Origin of the sequence: Imperialibacter sp., assembly GCF_048007035.1 — a bacterium.
In the GTDB taxonomy this organism is placed as follows: Bacteria; Bacteroidota; Bacteroidia; order Cytophagales; family Cyclobacteriaceae; genus Imperialibacter.
Genome location: NZ_CP180355.1, coordinates 6,300,560 through 6,320,370, shown reverse-complemented (window position 1 = coordinate 6,320,370; position 19,811 = coordinate 6,300,560). Strand labels below are relative to the sequence as shown.

20 protein-coding genes are annotated in these 19,811 nt (G+C 47.0%); 10 read left to right on the top strand and 10 right to left on the bottom strand.

Features of this window, described 5'->3' with window-relative positions:
• Position 1 precedes the first annotated feature (1 nt).
• The gene (locus ACMVP2_RS26760) at positions 2-1,375 is read left to right on the top strand and encodes an efflux RND transporter periplasmic adaptor subunit (RefSeq protein WP_416865884.1); all 1,374 of its coding nucleotides are present in this window, start codon (positions 2-4) and stop codon (positions 1,373-1,375) included.
• Positions 1,376-1,485: 110 nt separating this feature from the next.
• On the opposite strand, the gene tyrS is transcribed toward ACMVP2_RS26760, so the two are convergent.
• Positions 1,486-2,772, bottom strand: coding sequence for a tyrosine--tRNA ligase (gene tyrS, locus ACMVP2_RS26755; protein ID WP_317491951.1), 1,287 nt, complete (start codon positions 2,770-2,772; stop codon positions 1,486-1,488).
• Between the two features lie 149 nt (positions 2,773-2,921).
• On the opposite strand from tyrS, the gene ACMVP2_RS26750 reads away from it, so the two are divergent.
• Positions 2,922-3,962, top strand: a complete 1,041-nt coding sequence (locus tag ACMVP2_RS26750; RefSeq protein ID WP_416865883.1) for a PA0069 family radical SAM protein — start codon at positions 2,922-2,924, stop codon at positions 3,960-3,962.
• A gap of 175 nt (positions 3,963-4,137) precedes the next feature.
• Here ACMVP2_RS26750 and ACMVP2_RS26745 read toward each other — a convergent pair whose 3' ends face one another.
• Positions 4,138-4,503: a methylglyoxal synthase gene (locus ACMVP2_RS26745; protein WP_339789099.1), complete on the bottom strand. Its 366-nt coding sequence runs from the start codon at positions 4,501-4,503 to the stop codon at positions 4,138-4,140.
• Between the two features lie 110 nt (positions 4,504-4,613).
• On the opposite strand from ACMVP2_RS26745, the gene ACMVP2_RS26740 reads away from it, so the two are divergent.
• The 4 genes from ACMVP2_RS26740 to ACMVP2_RS26725 are packed head-to-tail and all read left to right on the top strand — an operon-like array spanning position 4,614 to position 8,746.
• On the top strand, positions 4,614-5,333 hold the full coding sequence (locus ACMVP2_RS26740) for a C39 family peptidase (RefSeq protein ID WP_339789101.1): 720 nt from the start codon (positions 4,614-4,616) through the stop codon (positions 5,331-5,333).
• Positions 5,330-6,790, top strand: coding sequence for a RimK family protein (locus ACMVP2_RS26735; RefSeq protein WP_416865882.1), 1,461 nt, complete (start codon positions 5,330-5,332; stop codon positions 6,788-6,790). Before ACMVP2_RS26740 ends, ACMVP2_RS26735 begins: the two co-directional genes overlap by 4 nt.
• Positions 6,791-6,794: 4 nt before the next feature.
• A complete protein-coding gene (locus ACMVP2_RS26730; RefSeq protein WP_416865881.1) occupies positions 6,795-8,036 on the top strand; it encodes a carboxylate-amine ligase in 1,242 nt (413 codons plus the stop codon).
• Entirely contained in the window at positions 8,033-8,746 is a 714-nt protein-coding gene (locus ACMVP2_RS26725; protein WP_416865880.1) for an N-formylglutamate amidohydrolase, read from the top strand. Before ACMVP2_RS26730 ends, ACMVP2_RS26725 begins: the two co-directional genes overlap by 4 nt.
• A 4-nt stretch (positions 8,747-8,750) precedes the next feature.
• On the opposite strand, the gene ACMVP2_RS26720 is transcribed toward ACMVP2_RS26725, so the two are convergent.
• Positions 8,751-9,407 carry an ankyrin repeat domain-containing protein gene (locus ACMVP2_RS26720; RefSeq protein ID WP_416865879.1) on the bottom strand — a complete coding sequence of 219 codons (657 nt, stop codon included), beginning with the start codon at positions 9,405-9,407 and terminating at the stop codon, positions 8,751-8,753.
• Positions 9,408-9,531: 124 nt separating this feature from the next.
• Here ACMVP2_RS26720 and ACMVP2_RS26715 point away from each other — a divergent pair, with 124 nt between their 5' ends.
• On the top strand, positions 9,532-10,128 hold the full coding sequence (locus ACMVP2_RS26715; RefSeq protein WP_416865878.1) for a YkgJ family cysteine cluster protein: 597 nt from the start codon (positions 9,532-9,534) through the stop codon (positions 10,126-10,128).
• Positions 10,129-10,177: 49 nt separating this feature from the next.
• Here the strand turns inward: ACMVP2_RS26715 and ACMVP2_RS26710 are convergent, their stop codons facing one another.
• Both ACMVP2_RS26710 and ACMVP2_RS26705 read right to left on the bottom strand, forming a co-directional pair.
• Entirely contained in the window at positions 10,178-10,381 is a 204-nt protein-coding gene (locus ACMVP2_RS26710; protein ID WP_339811290.1) for a hypothetical protein, read from the bottom strand.
• A gap of 74 nt (positions 10,382-10,455) precedes the next feature.
• Complete coding sequence (locus ACMVP2_RS26705) at positions 10,456-10,809, bottom strand: hypothetical protein (RefSeq protein WP_317491941.1); 354 nt, start codon at positions 10,807-10,809, stop codon at positions 10,456-10,458.
• 130 nt (positions 10,810-10,939) lie between these two features.
• Between ACMVP2_RS26705 and ACMVP2_RS26700 the strand changes: the two genes are divergently transcribed.
• On the top strand, positions 10,940-11,977 hold the full coding sequence (locus ACMVP2_RS26700; RefSeq protein ID WP_416865877.1) for a zinc-binding dehydrogenase: 1,038 nt from the start codon (positions 10,940-10,942) through the stop codon (positions 11,975-11,977).
• Positions 11,977-12,744 carry a type III pantothenate kinase gene (locus ACMVP2_RS26695; RefSeq protein WP_416865876.1) on the top strand — a complete coding sequence of 256 codons (768 nt, stop codon included), beginning with the start codon at positions 11,977-11,979 and terminating at the stop codon, positions 12,742-12,744. The genes ACMVP2_RS26700 and ACMVP2_RS26695 overlap by 1 nt, the downstream gene beginning before the upstream one ends.
• An 11-nt stretch (positions 12,745-12,755) precedes the next feature.
• Here the strand turns inward: ACMVP2_RS26695 and ACMVP2_RS26690 are convergent, their stop codons facing one another.
• Complete coding sequence (locus ACMVP2_RS26690) at positions 12,756-13,907, bottom strand: tetratricopeptide repeat protein (RefSeq protein WP_416865875.1); 1,152 nt, start codon at positions 13,905-13,907, stop codon at positions 12,756-12,758.
• A 188-nt stretch (positions 13,908-14,095) separates the two neighbouring features.
• Here ACMVP2_RS26690 and ACMVP2_RS26685 point away from each other — a divergent pair, with 188 nt between their 5' ends.
• Positions 14,096-14,623 carry a hypothetical protein gene (locus ACMVP2_RS26685; RefSeq protein ID WP_416865874.1) on the top strand — a complete coding sequence of 176 codons (528 nt, stop codon included), beginning with the start codon at positions 14,096-14,098 and terminating at the stop codon, positions 14,621-14,623.
• Between the two features lie 110 nt (positions 14,624-14,733).
• Here the strand turns inward: ACMVP2_RS26685 and ACMVP2_RS26680 are convergent, their stop codons facing one another.
• The 4 genes from ACMVP2_RS26680 to ACMVP2_RS26665 are packed head-to-tail and all read right to left on the bottom strand — an operon-like array spanning position 14,734 to position 19,811.
• Complete coding sequence (locus tag ACMVP2_RS26680) at positions 14,734-17,151, bottom strand: M43 family zinc metalloprotease (protein WP_416865873.1); 2,418 nt, start codon at positions 17,149-17,151, stop codon at positions 14,734-14,736.
• Between the two features lie 6 nt (positions 17,152-17,157).
• On the bottom strand, positions 17,158-17,646 hold the full coding sequence (locus tag ACMVP2_RS26675; protein ID WP_416865872.1) for a hypothetical protein: 489 nt from the start codon (positions 17,644-17,646) through the stop codon (positions 17,158-17,160).
• Between the two features lie 3 nt (positions 17,647-17,649).
• Complete coding sequence (locus ACMVP2_RS26670) at positions 17,650-18,447, bottom strand: hypothetical protein (RefSeq protein ID WP_416865871.1); 798 nt, start codon at positions 18,445-18,447, stop codon at positions 17,650-17,652.
• A 5-nt stretch (positions 18,448-18,452) separates the two neighbouring features.
• On the bottom strand, positions 18,453-19,811 hold the full coding sequence (locus ACMVP2_RS26665) for a RagB/SusD family nutrient uptake outer membrane protein (RefSeq protein WP_416865870.1): 1,359 nt from the start codon (positions 19,809-19,811) through the stop codon (positions 18,453-18,455).

Here is a 19,811-nt window from a genome sequence, read left to right as displayed (position 1 = left end):
CATGGCTAAGAAAAAGAAATCAAATAAGTTAATATACATTCTTCTCGGGGTTGTTGCTGTATTGATCGTAGTGGTGCTGGTTGGAAAATCGCAGGGCTGGATTGGCAAAAAGCAATCCATGGAAGTAGAATTTAGCAATGTCGCCAAGAAAACTATTGTCGAAAAAGTTAGTGCTTCTGGGGCCATACAGCCTGAAATAGAAGTAAAGATGACCCCAGACGTTGCTGGTGAAATCATTGAACTTAATGTGGAGGAAGGTGACTCTGTGATGATCGGTGATCGCCTTATAAAGATACGTCCCGACAACTGGCAGTCAGCTGTGGACAGAAGTCTCGCCAATCTTAACCAGCAAAAAGCCAATGAGGCAGATGCAAGAGCGAGACTGGAAAGAGCCAGGGCTAACTTTGACAGGGCGAAGCTGGAGTACAACCGCCAGAAGAAGCTGTACGAGGAGAAAGTAATTTCTGATGCAGACTGGGAGCTGGCCGACTCTAACTACAAGGTGGCACAAACGGATCTTTCTTCTGCCGAAGAGAATGTAAATGCGGCCGAGTACATCGTAAAAAGCTCTCAGGCTTCAGTAAATGAAGCAAAAGAGAACCTTCGCCTGACAACGGTGCTGTCACCTATGAATGGAACGGTATCGAAGCTTAGCGTAGAAAAGGGAGAACGTGTGGTTGGTACTCAGCAGATGGCCGGTACAGAGATGCTTCGCATCGCTGATCTGAACAAAATGGAAGTTAGGGTAAACGTGAATGAAAATGATATCATCAGAATTGCTGTAGGCGATACGGCTCTTATTCAGGTAGACAGCTACACTTACCTTGAAAAGGAGTTTAAGGGAGTTGTGACACAGATTGCCAACACAGCCAACGATAAAGCATCTGCTGATGCTGTGACTGAATTTGAAGTGCGTATCAGAGTACTTAACAGTTCCTACAAAGACCTGATAAATGAGAAGGGCATCAAGAATCCGCTGAGACCAGGGATGACTGCCAGCGTCGATATTATCACGGAGAGGAAAGATAATGTGTTGTCTGTTCCACTGGCGGCTGTTACTACCAGAAGCAGCAAGGATGAGAAAGCCGGCGAAGACAAGGAGGGAGAGAACACTGAAGCAAGCACTCCAGCTACTGGCGAGAAAGACGAAGTGTTGCAGGTGGTGTTCCTTAACGACAATGGCGTGGCCAAAATGGTAGAGGTAAAAACCGGCATCAGCGACTTTGAGAACATTGAAGTGCTGAGCGGCGTGAAAGAAGGGGATGAAGTCATTTCCGGGCCATTCCTGGCTGTTTCCAAAAGACTGAAAGATGGAGAAGCAGTACAGAAAATGGGAGGTGATGACAAAGCGGTTGCCAGCAAAGAAGAAAAATAGTCAATAGCAATTAGCCTAAAAAAATAGAAAACCGTGGTGAGAGCCACGGTTTTTTTTGTTCAAAAAGCAGAAAATAAACGCCATGCGGGAAATTTGACATTTATCGATCCTTATGACCCAACTTTGATCAAATAGTAATTCTTCTTTCCCTTCTGGCAAAGCAGGTATTTGCCCTGGAGCAGCTTGTAGGCCGGCTTCTCGTTGGGGTCGGTTGCTTTTAGTTTGTTGATGCTCACACCGCCCTGCTGGATCATTTTGCGTGCCTCGCCTTTCGATGGAAAAATTTCGCTGTTTGTTTCTGTCGAAAGCAAATCCGTTATGGTAGCGGCACTGTCCAGGGTTGTCCGGCTGATCTCCACCATCGGCACACCTTCAAACACTTGCAGCAGGGTTTTTTCATCTATTTCTTCCAGCTCGGCCGTTACGTCTTTGCCAAAAAGAATACCTGACGCCTTCACTGCCATATTGTAATCAGCTTCTGAGTGTACTCTGGTTGTTACATCTTTGGCAATGGCCTGCTGCATAATCCTCAAATGAGGCGCTTCGGCATGTTCTTTCTCTAGTTTTTCTATTTCGTCCTTGCCAAGTAGCGTAAACACCCTGATCAGCCGGTGGCTGTCGTCATCAGAGCAATTGAGCCAAAACTGGTAGAACTTGTAGGGGCTTGTCATTTCCGGATCGAGCCATACGTTGCCGCCTTCACTTTTGCCAAACTTGGTACCGTCGGCCTTGGTCACCAGGGGAGTCGTGAGCGCATAGGCTTCGCCGCTGGCCTTTCTGCGGATAAACTCTGTGCCGGTGGTGATATTACCCCACTGATCGCTGCCGCCCATTTGCAGCTTTACCTGATGCTCGGTGTACAAATGATAAAAATCGTAGCCTTGCAGCAGCTGGTAAGAAAACTCAGTAAAAGAAAGGCCTGTCTCCAAACGGTTCTTTACCGAATCTTTGGCCATCATGTAATTCACCGTGATGTGTTTGCCGGCATCTCTCAAAAATTCCAGAAAACCGAACTTTTTGAACCAGTCGTAATTGTTGACCATCACCGCCGCATTCTTGCCGCTATCAAAAGCGAGGAACTTCTCCAGTTGCACCTTAATGCCTTCCTGGTTTTTGCGCAAGGTCCCTTCATCCAACAGGTTTCGCTCTTCCGACTTGCCCGAGGGGTCGCCTATCATGCCCGTGGCACCGCCGACGAGTGCATAAGGTTTGTGCCCTGCACGCTGGAAGTGGACAAGCAGCATAATAGTAGCCAGATTACCTATGTGGAGTGATGCTGCGGTTGGATCAAAGCCTATATAAGCCGAGGTCATTTCTTTTTTCAGCTGGTCTTCTGTTCCGGGCATCATGTCGTTCAACATGCCTCTCCACTTAAGCTCTTCTATAAAGTCGATCATACTGCTTTTTTGATTTCAGGGCTCAAAAATAAAGGACTGAGCTTAACCATTCTAACGCAAAGTAATTTTTTCTTCGGTTGTAAAATATTTAGTAGCAGATGCCGATTTTACTTAAAATACTAATTATATTGGGCTAATAAAATTAGTAAATGAAAGGAAGAGGAACAGGTTTGCAGCCTAACAACAGGTTTGCCAGTCAGGAGAGAGGCAATTACCACGAAGAGGGAATTGATGAACAGTTGCTTCAGGAAAGAGTGCCCACAGAATACATAGTCGAGCACCCGAAGACGGTGATGAGTAAGAATGAAAGCCCCGATATTCCTTTTACCTATTCCATTAACCCATATCAGGGTTGTGAGCATGGTTGTATTTACTGCTATGCCCGCAATTCGCATGAATACTGGGGATATAATATGGGGCTGGACTTCGAACGAAAAATCGTAGTGAAGCCTGACGCTCCCAGGCTGCTGGAAAAATCTTTCCTGAGCCCTTCATGGAAGCCCCAGGTAGTAATGCTTTCAGGCAACACCGATTGCTATCAACCAGCGGAAAAGAAGTACGGTATTACGAGAGAATTATTAAAGGTCTTTCAAAAATATGGGAATCCACTGGGCATAATTACCAAGAACGCACTGATCGAAAGAGATTTGGACGTGCTGTCGGATCTTGCTTCGGAGAATCTTGTTCACGTGATTTTCACCATAACCTCCTTAGATGAGGAATTGAGAAGAGTATTGGAGCCGAGAACTTCGCACCCGCTGAAGAAACTGAAGGTGATGGAGAAGCTGACTCAGAGGGGTATTCCCTGTGGGGTGATGATGGGGCCAATTATACCCGGCCTTAACAATACAGAGATTCCAAGAATTCTGAAGCTTTCGTCAGAATATGGGGCGCTGACATCCACTTTTACCCTGGTCAGGCTCAATGGTCAGCTGGGTACGCTATTCAGGGAGTGGCTGGAAACACATTTTCCCGACAGGGCTGCCAAGGTGTGGAACCAAATCTGCTCGATTCATGACGGTCAGGTGAATGACAGCGAGTTTGGTCGCAGAATGAGGGGAGAGGGGCCGCTGGCTGAAACCATTCATGCGATGTTTTCAAAAATGCAGGACAAGTATTTCAAGGACAAAAAAATGCCGGACTACGATTTCACTCGCTTCCGGCGCAAAGGGGTACTCAACCTCTTTTGATCAGAACCAGACTATATCAACTTTGACGTATTAAAAAAAATCTGCCTGTTTTACAATCATAAGGCCTAAGCCGGGCGTCCCAAGAGGACAGCCAGATTTTTCTCCAGACTCTCCTTAGGGGCGGGGTAAATCAGGAGAAAAATCACAAGCTACTTAACCTGTCAGAGTAGAACCATCAGGCCTTCTTGATTGCCTTTAGAAAAAGGTTAGCGGCCGCTGGATTGGTGGCCAAAGGGATGTTGTGGACATCACAGATCCTCATCAGCATCTGAACATCGGGTTCGTGCGGATGCTTGTCCAGAGGATCTCTGAAAAAGATGACCATATCCAGGTTTTTTTCCGCCGCCATGGCTGCAATTTGAGCATCCCCCCCAAGCGGGCCCGATAACATTTTGTGAACTTGCAGGCCAGCATTTTCGATATGTCCGCCCGTGGTGCCGGTGGCAATCAACTCAATCCCTCCGAGTAACTCCTTGTTGCCAAGCAGAAAAGCGACCATTTCTGGTTTTTTACCGTCGTGTGCTATCAGTGCTAATTTCATAACTTCTTTGTGTTGGGGGTAAAGTTACCCTTTCAGTAAAATAATTAGCGTTTGTCCACATTAAAATCTGACTAGTTTAAGTAATCTTTGATGTGTGAACCCACGAACGTATGCACTCAAAAATTTCTTATTTCAAAATACTGAACCAGCCGGATGATGAAACCTGCGGCCCAACCAGTTTGCATGCGGTTTACAACTATTATCACGACTTTATAAATCTGCAACAGGTAATAGATGAGGTTACATTTTTGGAAGAAGGTGGCACCTTGGGTAACCTATTAGGCATTCATGCGCTAAAAAGGGGATACAAGGCAAAAATGCATTCTTATAACCTCAATGTTTTTGACCCTGTTTGGTCCACGCTGACGCACGATGAGCTGATTGAGAAACTAAAAGCCCAGCTGAAATATAAAAGAGGTAAGAAATTTGAAAATGCGACCCACTCATATATCGAGTTTCTGACCAGGGGTGGTGAAATCGCTTTTGAGGATTTAACGGTGGACCTCATTAGAAAGTACCTCGACCGAAGACGCCCTATCCTCACTGGCTTAAGTGCAACTTACCTGTACGACTGCAAAAGGGAGTATGCCAACGATGAGGGGCGCTCGATTTATGACGACCTGAAAGGATACCCAATGGGTCACTTCGTCGTTCTGACGGCCATAGACGAACACGGAATCGTTTCAGTGTCGGATCCCTATCAGGAGAATCCTCTTTCGGGAGAGAACGAATATAAAGTAGACGTTCACAGGCTTATCAACTCCATTTTGTTGGGTATTGTAACCTATGATGCTAACTTGTTGATTTTAGAACCGACAGATAAAGAATGAGAAAAATTGTTGTTATCAACAACCCTAAGGACTGGCAGCTGAACATTGAAGGAGTGGAGGTGGTGGCAGTTAGGTCTTACCTCACCAACCCGCAATACGCTGACATAAAGAACGTTAGAATTTTTAACCTGGCCCGAAACTACTGGTACCAGTCGGCGGGATACTACGTCTCGCTGCTGGCTGAGGCCAGGGGGCAGAAAGTGATCCCCAGTGTAACAACGATTCAGGATTTGAAGTCAAGCACCATTGTTAGGGTGATCACCGACGAAATTGATGAGCTGATCCAAAAGAGCCTTTCTAAGATCAAATCGAACCAGTTTGCGCTAAGTATTTACTTTGGCAAAAACCTCAGCCCTCAATACGACACACTGAGCAAGGCGCTGTACAACCTGTTTCAGGCACCGATTCTCAGGGCCCAGTTTCAGTTTCAGAAAAAATGGGTACTGCAGGGAATAAGCCCCATTTCAGTAAAGGAAATACCGGAAAGTCACAAGCCATTTCTAGAGGAGTCCGCCAACGAATACTTTAAGAAGAAGCGCTATGACGGTAAGCGTATTTCCAAAACGATTTACGATTTGGCCATTTTGGTCAATCCAAATGAAAAGGCCCCACCTTCTGATAAAAAGGCTATCCAAAAATTTATCGACATAGGGGAGGAATTGGGCTTTTATGCTGACCTTATCACCAAGGAGGACTATAGCCGAGTGTCTGAGTATGATGCGCTCTTTATAAGAGAGACTACAGCCGTCAATCACCATACCTACCGCTTTGCCCGGCGGGCTTTTGCTGACGGCATACCTGTGATCGATGACCCAATTTCGATTATGCGATGTACGAACAAGGTGTTTTTGGCAGAAACATTGGGCAAAGCTAAAATTTCGACACCAAAGACAGTCATCGTACACAAAGACAACCGGAATGATCTGGAGGCGATGCTGGGCTTTCCTATTGTGCTCAAGCAGCCGGACAGCGCCTTTTCTGTGGGAGTGATGAAGGCAGTTGACCGAAAGAGCCTGGACGAGATACTCGACAAAATGCTCAGTGATTCGGATTTGGTTATCGCACAGGAGTTTTTGCCGACCGACTACGATTGGCGCATTGGAATTCTTGACAACAAGCCGCTTTATGCTTGTAAATATTATATGGCCAAAGACCACTGGCAGATTTACAACTGGACGAAATCCAAGACCGATGACCAGTTTGGCAACGCCGAAACTATGCCGATCGAGAAAGTTCCGGAAATTGTTTTGGAAACCTCTCTGAAAGCAGCCAACCTGATCGGTAGTGGTCTTTACGGGGTCGACATCAAGCAAAAAGGCAACAGCGTTTATATCATCGAAGTAAATGACAACCCAAGCCTTGATCATGGCATAGAGGACTATTGCCTGAAGGATGAGCTTTACAGGAAAGTGCTTGGCTCCCTTTTACGCAGAATAGAGCAAAAGAAAACCCTTTAAGTCTATGGCTGAGCAGAAGCGAAACTTACACTTGTTTGAAGGGTTTGGTGTGGAAATGGAGTATATGATCGTTTCCGGAAAGGATTTGAATGTACTGCCAATAGCTGACAAGCTTTTCAAGCAAGTGACAGGAGAGTTTGTTGCAGATGTGTATCGGGGGCCACTTGCCTGGTCCAACGAATTGGTGTCTCACGTAATAGAGATAAAGACCAACGGGCCAGCAGCCACACTCAACGGCCTCGACAAGCCATTTCACGAAAACATTCAGGAAATCAACAGGCTTTTGGCACCTTCCGATGCCATGCTGCTTCCGGGAGGAGCTCATCCCTGGATGGATCCGTTCAAAGAAACGGTTATCTGGCCGCATGAGAACAACGATATTTACGAGCTTTACAACCGCATTTTCGACTGCCGTGGTCACGGATGGAGCAACTTGCAAAGTACCCATATCAACCTGCCATTTCAGGGTGACGAGGAGTTTGCCAGGCTGCATGCCGCCATCAGGGTCTTGCTGCCCATCATTCCAGCATTAACTGCATCATCGCCCATATTGGATGGTAAACTGAGCGGCTTCGTCGACACGAGGCTGGAGACATACCGCCATAACCAGGAGAAAGTGCCTTCTATTGCAGGCAAAGTGGTGCCGGAGCAATTGTTCACCCAAGCCGAATACGACAAGCAAATTTTTCAGCGAATCAGAGGAGATATCAACAGCTACGACACCGACGGCATTTTGGATCAATATTTCCTGAATTCTAGAGGTGCTATTGCGAGGTTCGACCGTGGCGCCATTGAAATCCGAATTATAGACATACAGGAATGCCCTGCAGCCGATATCGCTGTGCTGCAAGTCATTGTGGCCCTGCTGAAGGAACTCGTGAACGAAACGCTATGTAGTTTCGAAGAGCAAAAGAGTTGGCATGAAGACGATTTGGCAGCTATTTTTCTCGGTGTTGTGAAAGAGGGGAGCAACTATGCCATCTCCAATGGACAATACCTGAAGCTTTTTGGGATGGAGCAAAAAGCCGCTACTGCTGCCAAATGTTGGGAGCATTTAGTCAACATGGCCGACAAGGATCAATCGAATGCCATCGTAAGAGCTATCATAGCACAGGGAAACCTGTCAGAACGAATGATTAAGCACCTGGGAGAGAGCTTTAGTCATGAGGCCTTACTTGGTCTTTACGAAGAGCTGGCAGGCTGCCTCGAAAACAACACAATGTTTTTGTCGTCGACCAAAAGATGAGTAAGGTAAAATTCATATTGACCTGCGAGCATGGCGGCAATGAAATTCCCGAGGAGTATGAGTACCTTTTCAACAAAACTCCGGAGGTGCTGAAGACCCACAGAGGGCTTGATATTGGTGCTTTGGCATTATTTGAGCAGTTGAAATCGATAAAGACCGATAGTTCTTATTTCTCTACCACCTCACGACTGCTTGTGGAGCTTAACCGGTCACGCAATCATAAGTCCTTATTTTCGGAATACACCAAACCGCTGCAAAAAATAGTCAGGCGACATATTTTGACCAAGTATTATACACCTTACCGAAACACCGTTTATGCTCAGATATACAAATGGGTAAGCAAGGGCAATAGGGTGGTGCATATTTCGGTGCACACCTTCACCCCAATATTTGAAGGGAAGGAAAGAAAGGTTGACATCGGGCTGCTTTTCGATCCGAAAAAGAAACCAGAGAAAGAGTTTTGCGGTCAATGGAAGAGTGAAATGAAATCATTCAGTGATAAGTTTGCAGTGAAGTTTAACGAGCCCTACCTGGGCAAGTCCGATGGCTTTACCACCTTCTTAAGGAAGGAATTCGACAGCTCGTCCTACACTGGGATAGAATTGGAGGTCAATCAGAAGTTCTACATTGCTGGTGGTTATCAGTGGCCTGAAGATATTCTGAAATTGATTTTAAATGGCTATAAGGCTATGGTAAAGAAGGTTGGGTAACCGGCTAACTCAATGTCTTAAGATAGGCTACCAACTCATCGTAGTTTTTTTCCAGTGCATAATCGATTGGGGTTTTCCCGCTTTCATCTGCAATTTTATGGTCAGCTCCGGCAGCTATAAGTATTCTGACGATTTCCAGGCTTCCGTTGTGGGAGGCTGAATGAATGGGACGAATGCCTTTTTGCTGGGAGAGGTTCACGTTGGCACCAGCGGCTATCAGCAGATTTATAATGGGCACACTCGAAATGGCGCAGGCCGAGTGAATGGGTGCCACCCGAAAGTCGTTGTTGGCAGCAATGTTCGCATCAGCGCCAGTTTCTATCAGATAGGCGGCCAGATTTACGTGCCCAAAGAAACAGGCAAGCCCAAGCGGCGTAAATCCATCTGCGGAAAAGGAGTTCAACACCTCTGGTGCTTTATGAAGCTGCTCTTTCACAGTCTCTAATTCTCCAATGCAGCAAGCTTCATGAATTGTGACATGGTCGAGATATGCCCGTATTGTTCTTATGGCTTCCAGGTTTCTATAATAGGCTGCAAATGTGACCAACGATACGCCCATGGAAGTGGTGAGACGGGCTTTTTCCGGGCTTTCCTTTAGGGCAACAGCTAACTGTTCATTAGCGCCGGAGGAAACGAGATTTTGAATTTGATCGAGCGGCATGGCCTGAAGTTTTTGAGAGGAAAATGAATAGAGTTGGTTCGTTAGTTTTTGCTCACACTTTATTTTTCGCAATACGCACAACCGATTGATTGAATGCGTAGCTTTGCGACCCTATAGCTATTATTTGTCAATATATAAGAAAGTTGCCGCTGTTGAAAGGGTTTTCGACGGCCTGCAAAAAGAGATTAGCACCTTCCAGGCACAATCATCGTTAAAATGCCTTACTGGCTGCGGAAAGTGCTGTACCAAGTCAGATCTTTCTGCCACAATTCTGGAATTTCTCCCGTTGGCCTATCACCTCTACAAAACCGACAAAGCCGAGGAGATGCTCGCTAAAATGGATGAAGAAAGCGAATCGACTGTTTGTCATTTGTTCAACCCATTGGTAGTTGGTGCTGGTTCAGGCTTTTGTGGCAACTATAAGTACCGGGGCCTCATTTGCCGACTGTTTGGCTATGCGGCTTCCCGGGATAAAAATGGACAGAAGAAGCTTGTTACATGCCAATTGATCAAAGCTGATCAGCCTGTGCCATATCAAACAACGGTGGGAGCGATCAGCGATGGAACCATGGCTGTGCCAATGATGTCCGACTATCAGTCACAGCTGATGGGGATAGACTGGGAACTGGGTAGCAAGTTTTACCCTGTCAACACAGCCATCAGAAAGGCTGTTGAAATGGTGTTGTTTTATTATCAGTTCAGGGGTCGAAGAGCAAGCTAGAAGAGCTGGTTAAGATATAAGTAAAAAGGCCCGTTGAGGGCCTTTCTTATTACTGGATAGAGTCAGTCTGAACAATTTCGGTTGAATCCGATGCCAGCGTGCTGTCAGCCGGTGAAATTTCCTCCATCACAACGGTAGAGGTTTCAAGGGCTGTGGAGTCAGCTGCTGCTTCAGCGGTTTCCGTTTTGGTTGATTGACAAGAACTAATTGCAATGAAACTGGTCATAGCCAGCAACATAAGCGTCTTTTTCATATTAGGTTTTGATTTAGGACGCAAATGTATGAGTAAGTTATTTCACTTAATGCAATGGTGGATATAATTATTTTTTAATCGATATCGTCGTCAAACCCCTGGTTGTAAGAGGGATCGCTTGAAGAGTCATCAGCATCGTCAGCATCGTCCGCCCCGGCAACTTCATCTACGTCGTCTGCGCCCGCATCAAACCCATCATCGTCATCGTCGTCGGCAGGTGTTGCTTTACTCTTCATCGATTCAAGCGGTACCTTAATTAGGTAGTTGGCTTCCTCAGTTTCCAGAGGTACAGCAAAATAAGTTTCATTTTGTGCGTTTGTGAGCCTGATCACATTGCCGGTAAACCCAGAAGGGTAGGCTTCTAGAAGCAGGTCCTTCATCGCCTGATCCAGCTTCTCATAACTTTTGATTACTCTCTTTTTGTCCATTTGAAATAAACAGTACGGGCTTTTGAATTTTGATGTAATTATAAATCGTTTACACCACTATTTGTCAAGCATTTTCGATAATTTTTTCAACAAGTAGCTTAAAATTTAAATTTAGGCATATTTTGCAGCCATGAACGAACAACGAGAGGCGGGTGGAAGGGCCTGGCAAATGGTCAAAGCAGGAAGTATGGACAGGCTGCGAATGGTGGAAACGACGATAGCCGAGCCGGATGATAGCGGTGTGTTGGTGGGCGTTAAGGCGATAGGCTTAAACTTCGCTGACATTTTTGCCATGCTGGGTATTTACAGCGCCACTCCCAAAGGGACTTTCGTACCAGGACTGGAGTTTTCAGGCGAAATACTTCGAGTGGGTAAAAATGTCACCAAATTCAAAGCAGGCGACAGGGTGATGGGAGTGACACGCTTCGGTGCATATACAACGCATATTGTACAGTCTCCTGACTACCTCAGCCCAATTCCAAAAGCGTGGTCGTTCGAAGAAGGGGCCGCATATTTGGTGCAGGCTTTAACAGCTTACTACTCACTTTTTTCTTTGGGCGATATTCAAAAAGGCTACAAAGTCCTGATTCACAGTGCTGCCGGGGGCGTCGGCATACTGGCGAACCGCATCGCAAAAAAGATGGATGCGTACACCGTAGGAACGATTGGGTCACCTGGCAAGAAAGACCTCCTCATCAGCGAGGGTTATGATGAGGTGCTGGTGAGAGACGAATCATTTGAAACTAAACTGGAAGCGACGGCAAAAGAACGTCCGTTCAATATGGTGCTGGAATGCATAGGAGGGAAGGTGCTCGAGATGAGCTACAAAGCCATGGCCGCTCAGGGTAGAATGATTATCTACGGGTCGGCGCATTTCGCTGAAACAGGGAGCAAACTCAATCCAATAAAGCTTGCATTGAAGTTTTTGCGCAGGCCAAAAATAGACCCACTCAAGCTCATCAGCGACAACAAATCGGTGATGGGCTTTAATTTGATCTGGTTGTATGAGAAAAAGGAGATCTTGCAATATTCGCTTGGTGAGCTGGAGAAGCTGGAGATTGGGCCACCCATGGTTGGTCATACCTTTGGTTTCGATGAAATGAAGGAAGCGATTGCCCTTTTTCAAAGTGGAAAAACAACAGGCAAGGTGGTGATAACGGTAGCGTAATGGAACTGGTTGTAGACATAGGTAATTCAGATGTTGTTTTTGGTTTGTTTACAGACGAAGAGCCCCGGCTTGTTTTCAGAACACCGTCACAGCGTGACCTGCCTGCTTCTGAGTACGAAAAGAGAATCAGGGCCTGGTTTCTCGAAAACGCACTTAGCTATTCCGATATTAGCGGCATAATAATTAGTAGTGTAGTTCCCAACCTCACGCCGGTGATGGAGGAAGTGGTGGAGAGGTTGTTTTCCGTGCAACCGCTGCTTGCCGGCCCGGCCATATATAAGGGCCTTAGCCTGAAAATAAAGAACCCCTATGAGATAGGTTCTGACCTGGTAGCCAATGCTACGGCCGCCTTTACCTATCACCAGTCGGCAGCTATTGTCGTTGACTTTGGCACCGCCTTGTCATTTACGGTTGTGTCAGCAAAAGGAGAAATACTGGGAGTAAACATCGCTCCGGGGATCAAGACCGCCATGAAGTCTCTTTTTCAGGAAACGGCACAGCTACCAATAATCCCCCTTGAGTACCCAACGACCTTCATCGGTCGGGACACGGTTCAGGCCATTCAGGCTGGCATCCTTGTCGGCTATGTGGGGCTGGTCAAAGAGGTGATTAGCAAAATCAAAGAGCAGGAGCCGGGTGAGTCATTTAAGGTGATTGCCACTGGCGGGTTATCTCTTGTGCTGGACCCTTTGAAGGAGGTATTCGACCAAACTGATCCTCACCTCACATTAAAGGGACTTCACCTGATGTACCAAAAGCAATTTTGATGCGGCCCTGTTTAGTTGTTGCAAATTGACTCGATAGGCTTCACGGCTTCTTTCACACCGAGTTGCCCAGCTTTCATCAAGTCCTTGCAAGCCTCGTCGGTTTCCCCTGTTTTGCTCAGTGCAATACCACGATTGAAATAAGCGGTGCCGTAGTTGATGTCGATGGCCAGGTAAAGGTTGTAGAAGGAAATAGCGTCCTCATACTTTTCTTCCAGAAAAAGTATGTTGGCCAGGTGTAAATAGGCTTTTTCTGAAAACCCAGACAAGGACACCACCCGTAACAACTCATCTTCAGCTTTTTCCATTAATCCCACTTTTCCATAGCAAATAGCCCTGTTCATCAACCAGTCGGGGTCAGAAGGAACGATCTCAAGGGCCCTGGAATAGTAATTTATCGCTTCGTCATATTGCTCTCTGTTGTGGGCGTCAAACCCCATTTGCGCCAGCAGCTCCGGCACCATGATTCCAGTGACGATGTTCTCGTTTTCTTTCAGGTATTTCCTGGCTCTGGCAGCGTCGAGTGTAAACAAGTTGATCAGAGCTGTTTGGTTATCAGGGTTCTTTACCAAAGCAGCCTCGTAGTTAGCAATGGCCTGAGATTCCCTGCCTAGCTTCTGAAGGGTCAATCCCCGATTGACCAGGTAGTCGGACGCCCCGCCGGATATACTGACGGCACTGTCGAGATCCCTAATTGCGGACTGCTCTTGTTTCAGAGCGGCGAAGGCCAAGCCTCTGTAAAGATAGTACTCAGCGTTGAGTTGATTGTCGGCGGTGATGTTTACTTCGCCGGAAGGAGAGTAGCGATAGAAGATTGCCTTTGTTTCTTCGGACGAACCATTGCTTGCAATCAAACCATTGAGCTGTGCAATGCAGTCTTCGTGAAGGTTGAGTTTGTAGAGACAAACCGCCCTCCGAAACAGGGCACCTTCAAAACCAGGTTGAAGATTGATGGCTTTTTCGTAAGCATAAAGTGCCCTGGCAAAATCATCTATTGCTTCGTAGCTGCTTCCCTGGGAAAAATACACATCGGCCACTTGCGGATTGTAGTGGACAGAAGAGTCAAAAGCAGACGTTGATTCAATAAAATGACCGCTTCGTTGAAGTTGCAGACCACTTTGGTAGAATTTATTAGCAATTTCTACTGACTGTTTTCTATTTTGCACAGGATTGGTTTGAGCAGACACTGTAATTGGCCTGAGAAAGACGAGAATACAAAGGGCGATATAATTGGTGCTACTCATAAACGACTCCCAAAATAATTTTTAAATTTAATAAATAGAGGCGTTTGCCCGGGTGTTTGTTATACCTCTAAAATAGAGAACGAAATCGTGAGGAAATTAAATTCAACTATATGAAAAGAAGACTACTATTAATGGGACTCGCTGGCCTGGTGTTGCTGGCATCTTGCGGAAAGGACGACGAGCCAAGGGTTCCTGATCCATTAGAGGGTAAATGGCTGCTGTCAGAATTTCAGCTGACCAATGCGCCCGTAGAGTTCACTTCCTGGGAGGGGGCCGTGCTTCCGTTGGGACAACTGGTTACCTGGGAAAATTATCAGATTGAGTTTTTGGCTGACAATACGTTTAAGAGAAGAATATTTTTGCCTGGAGCCGATTCAACTGACGACGGTGTGTGGGCAAAGGATGGTGAAACACTGACAATTACATCGAATGACTCCGGTGCGATTGAGGAGGAGTATAACATCGAAAGTGTTGATGAGGTAGAACTGATTTGGAGTGAAGCGGTTTCGCTAAGACTGATCAAAGATGCTGTTGCTGACACTCTGACTCAGGCATATGTTGACAGTTTGACTGACGCTGAATTTGATGCGCTGTTTGTTCCGGTGAATATTACGCTCAACTACGTTTTTGCAAAGTAAGTATTTGCTTTCCAGCGGATCGGACTAGCTTTAATAGGGCTAAATTGGTCTGAAAAATGCATTTAGAATGAGATGAAATGAGGGCATGTTAACAGCATGCCCTCATTTGTTTATCTCACAATCAGCTTCTTCCTGTGGAGCTCGCTTCCTGCCCTAACCTCCATAATTACCGCACCTCTCACCCCGGGCAGTTCCAACTTTTCCTGAAATGCCGTGCCTGATTTCGTCCATTGGCGAGAGGTAATTTTCTGGCCCAGCACGTTGTATACAGTAGCACTCACCTGTCCAATATATGCATTGGAGAATGCGAGTGTAACAGCCCCATCCACCGCAGGGTTAGGGTAAATCGTCAATTCAGTAGTCTCCGGTTGTGGAACGGAGGTGACGTCACGCACATAGATAGTGATTTCTGCTTCAGAAACGCAGAGATCGCCACCGCTGGCCAGCACTTTGTAAGTCGCCGTTTTTGTGGGCTTGCCTATCACCGTTGGGCCTAGCGTTGTGGTCAGGCTTCCCTCTGCAGACTCCCACTGAAATATGGAGGCACCGGTGGCACTCAAGGTAACAGGCTCTCCGGGGTTTACAATCAATTTATTTGTTTTCAGTTGCACCGAGGCGTCCATCCCTACTTTGGGCACCATTTGGTGGCTCATGGTGAGTCCCCACGAAGTACTGAACGGACTCCAATTCCCATCACTGTCTTTTTCCCATGCCGTTGGTATAGCCACCTCGCTGTCTCTGGAGCTTATCAATGCCAAAGTATCGCCTCCTCCATAATCTAGCTCAATGCCTACATGGAAGCCAACACCGAACAAGGGTACTCGTCGTCCAAAAACAATACTGGTTGGTTTGTTGGCGGCAATGTCATCAGCAATTTCCCTGATCAGGATTTCCCGCTGTTCCAGAATGGCGCCGGGGCTACTTTGTGGACCTCTGGCATTCCACACTACTACACGTGCTGTGGCTTCGGGATCGGCAAAGACGGCTTTCCCAAAATGAATAGACACACCGCTTAGGTTTTCGTAGCCAGGTTTGTTCTCAAAAAACTCCGAGATCGCCGAGGTTCTGATACTATTGTGTCCCGACAGGTAACCCTTCGGACTGGACAGTGGATTGTCTTTGTAAATCGTTGGCAGTGGCTGGATGGTTGGTGTTGATGTTCCAAAATTGTCGAGCGAACTGCAAACTCCCTCGCTGGAAACGACAATGTAGTTTTCTCTTGTCAAAGTGTCGGCAACGCCATATTCGTTGGACACCACTAGCTTCACAGAATAGCTACCCTCGGCGGTGTATTTGATAAATGGGTTTTTCTCGCTCGACAGGGTAGGAGTGCCGCCTTCAAAAATCCATGACCATTTTGTTGGGAAGTTGGAGGACAGGTCCGTAAACCGGATGCTGCCGTCACGGAGCGAAAGCTGCTTGTCTGCCGTGAAGTCAGGAACAGGGGCTTCCGCTACCAGCTCGCCACAGACCTGCGAGTTTATCAGCGACTTTCGCCGTGGGCTAAGTTCCATCACCGCAAGAATTCTAGACTTCTGCCCCTTGGTAAAGATATTCATACAGGCATCGTCGGAATAGTCCATATAGTTTTGCACCATATCCACAGAACCACAAGAAGTTTTGCCTGCCGGGCACCCTCTGGTAGGCTCGGCAGCTTCGGGAGTGTCTGTCACAAAATCGTCGGATCCGCATGGCCCGTCGCCCCAAATGTGGCGCAGACCAAGCCAGTGACCGACCTCGTGTGTTAATGTCCGGCCTTTGTTGTAGGGAGGTGACATCACTGAAAAACTCCCTTTTTCTGAAGACCCAAAGCTGGAATATCTCACCACCACACCATCAGTGGAAGCTGATCCGCCGCTTGTTGGAAGGCCTGTAAGTGCTGATTCACTAGGGAACTGCGCATATCCCAGCAGTAGCTCACTTTCCCCTTCAAAGTCAACCGTCCAAATATTGAGATAGTCGTTGGGATTCCAGATGGTATTCGGCTTGAGGAAACCCTCGATGTCGGTGCGAGTCCAGGCGGCTTTGTTGCCATTGTATCGGTGAATACCTGCATCAGACAGCTCAACACCGTTGGGGCCAAGCGACGCCAGGCAAAATTCAATTTCGATATCGGCACCTACCGGATTATTATTGAAACCATTGGTGCCGGTCGCCCTTCTGAAATCTTCGTTCAGAACCTCAAGTTGAGAGGCCACTTGCGCTGCACTAATATTCCGGCCCTGCCCAACTTGCTCTCCATTGTGGACAACATGTACCACAACGGGAAGCGTAATAATACCTGCAAAGCCCCTGCCACTGGCTTGTTGCAGCTCTATTTCTTTCGTCTTTTGCTGAATCCTTGTTTCAAAGTCAAGCCTGTTGCGCATGTCAGCATATTTGAGCTGATTCAGGCTGTCCTGCTCCATCGTTTCGCAGGTCCGCATGGGAGGGTTGGGCTCAGTTTCTTGCTGAACCTGGTACACATTGTCGGAAAACCCGGTTAGCAACAAGGCTATGCAAGCGACGATAGATATTGAAAACCTCATTTTGTCTTAGTCTTGGGTTTTTACTGCCTGAAGTACGAAACGATAGCTGCCGCCATCAAAGAAAATTTCCATTGAAAGCCGGTCGTCTTTGAGGCTTTTTACAATGAAGGGAAGCCGGGTGTCGATTGAAAGGATGGGTAATATCATTTCCAGGGTAGCGTTGGCATTGGAAAATGCCCAAATGTCAGTCACTACTATATCTCCCTCCGATTCATCACATTTGGTAGCACCATTCTGTACCTCGAATTTTTTTTCTTCATTGGCATAAAAGACATATCTGTCGTCAAAAGCGCAGTCATTATCTTGTACAGGAATATTTTGCGTGGGTGCACCATCCTCGAGAATGGAAATACCTGTCAATCTCCACGTTTTGGACACCTTGCCCGTCAGGAGCTGCGAGTAGGTGAAAGGTTCCGGCTCAAATTGCTCCCTGCACGAAGAGAAAGCAAGCAGAAACAAGCAGGTGATATATGCAGATAGTCGAATTCTTTTCATCGCCTATTGTCGTTTAAATGTTACCGTTTGAGGCTCAATGTCCTCTACATCCACAAATTCTATGGTGAGGGTGATCTCACCTGTCAACGGATTAACAATGCCTGACCCACGTATTGTTGCCTGGTCTTCTACCAGCGTTTGTTCTTCCTGTTCCGGTATAGTGAGGGTATTGTCGAAGTTGTCGTTGAAAATGAGGTCTCTTTCGGTGCTGGAATTGAAAATCGGGAGGTTGATGTCCCAGTTAGAAAGAAAATACTCGTTGCAATCGGCACTGGTAATGCGAATGTCTTCGATAGGAACAGTGTTCGATGGGCCATATCCTGTGTAGTAACCTCCGAGAATACAGTCATCAAAAATGGTAAATGTCAATGTTCTGCCAATTTCACTGTCACCTTGTCCGATGGCTAAATCGACCGGAGAAACACCCTCCAGGGTAAATATGATGTCCTGCGATTCCAGGATGTTGTTGGCGTTATTGATCAGACGAATGGTGATATAACCAAAACTTTCGTTGGCTGGAATTTCCACGATGCCCTTTTCGCTCAAGACCTCGTAGTCAATGCCCTCCCTGGCATCGCCGGCAATTGAATAGCTCATCTGTATTTTTTCGCTTCGTTGCGGGCCTACCAGGTGCACCGAGAGCGCTATTTCCTCGCTGTAGCTTTCCAGCTCTGAAGCAGTTTCCTCAGTGAACCGAACATGATACGGCCCCTTGAAAATTAACCTCTCCGGCTCACACCCTGCCAAACACCACATAAAAGCGGCCGCTATCACCCATCTGTATGTTTTCAATTTGCTCATAGGTATCAGTAGCCTGGGTTTTGTGCGCCCTGCAGCGCTGGGTTATACTGAATTTCTCTTAGTGGAATGGGCCACAATTCAAACTTGTCCTGCCAGTTGGTGTTGAATGCTGTCATTACCACTTTTGCCCTTCCTGTTCTTACAAGGTCGTACCAGCGGTGACCTTCGTAGGCCAACTCGTACAGTCTTTCTCTCTCAATTACCTGAAGTACCTGCTCTTTTGAATTGGCCACCGCCGGAGCGCCATTGGCCCGGCTTCTCAGTACATTAACATCTTCCAGCGCACTACCACTCCCGAAAAGCTTGTTTTGTTGCGCCCTTGCTTCAGCCCTTATCAGGTACATTTCACCCAGACGGAATATGATGATGTTGTTATTATCTTCATCGGCTGTGCCGTATTTGGCAACAGACCAGCCGTTGTCAACGCCGCCCAGTTCGGAAAGATCAAATGAAATATTACGAAACCGGTCACCGGCCTCGTCATTGTTCAGTGCAACCACCGTTTGATTGCTTGGTATGATTTCTCTCCTTCCTCTGAAGAGGTCGTTAAGCCCATAGTTGGCGTCTGTGCCTGGGTCGTCGTTCACCGTGTAGCCAACTTCAAGTATTGCCTCATCGGTAAAGTCGCTGAGCACAATGTCGCTGTAGTCGTCAGCAAGCGTGTAGGTCTCGCTGTCGATGATTTGAGAAGTCAGCGCTTCAGCTTCGGCCCAGTTTTGCTGATAAAGGGCAAGCCTGGCTCTCGCTGCCACCACGGCACTTTGGCTAACAAAGCCTGCATTTACCGGGCTTTCAGGAAGAGCTTCACCGGAGGCAGCTGCATAGTCTGCTTCGATGAACGCAAGCAAATCCTCAACGCTTGACCTGGGCACATTTCTGTTTGATTCCAGATCAGAAGTTGTCGTGATGGGCATTGCGCCAAAAGTATACACCCCAACGAAATAGGCGTAGCCTCTCAGGAAACGGGCGGTGGCTGTGACTTCGTTTCGCTCGGCTTCAGTAACTCCCGGCACTCCCGGCAGCTTTTCGAGAATGAAATTGGCGACATAGATGGTGCGGTAGATGCTTCCCCACAGCGCAGCGGCTGAAGCATTAGTTGACGTAATCTGCTTGTTGGAGAACTCCCGGTACTGATTGAATGTGCCAATATGAATCAGCATGTCGGCAGTCATATCGCCGGCAATAACTTTGGGCGCTGCAATGCCTCTGAAGGCGCCGTAAAGCCCAATTTCGACAGAAGGTACATCTTTGGCCTCATTGAGCGCCAGGTCGTCTATCAAAAGAGCGACGGGCTCAGGATCAAGAAAATTGGTACAGCCAAAGCCTGTAACCAGGAACAATATGATCAATGCTGCTTTTTTCAT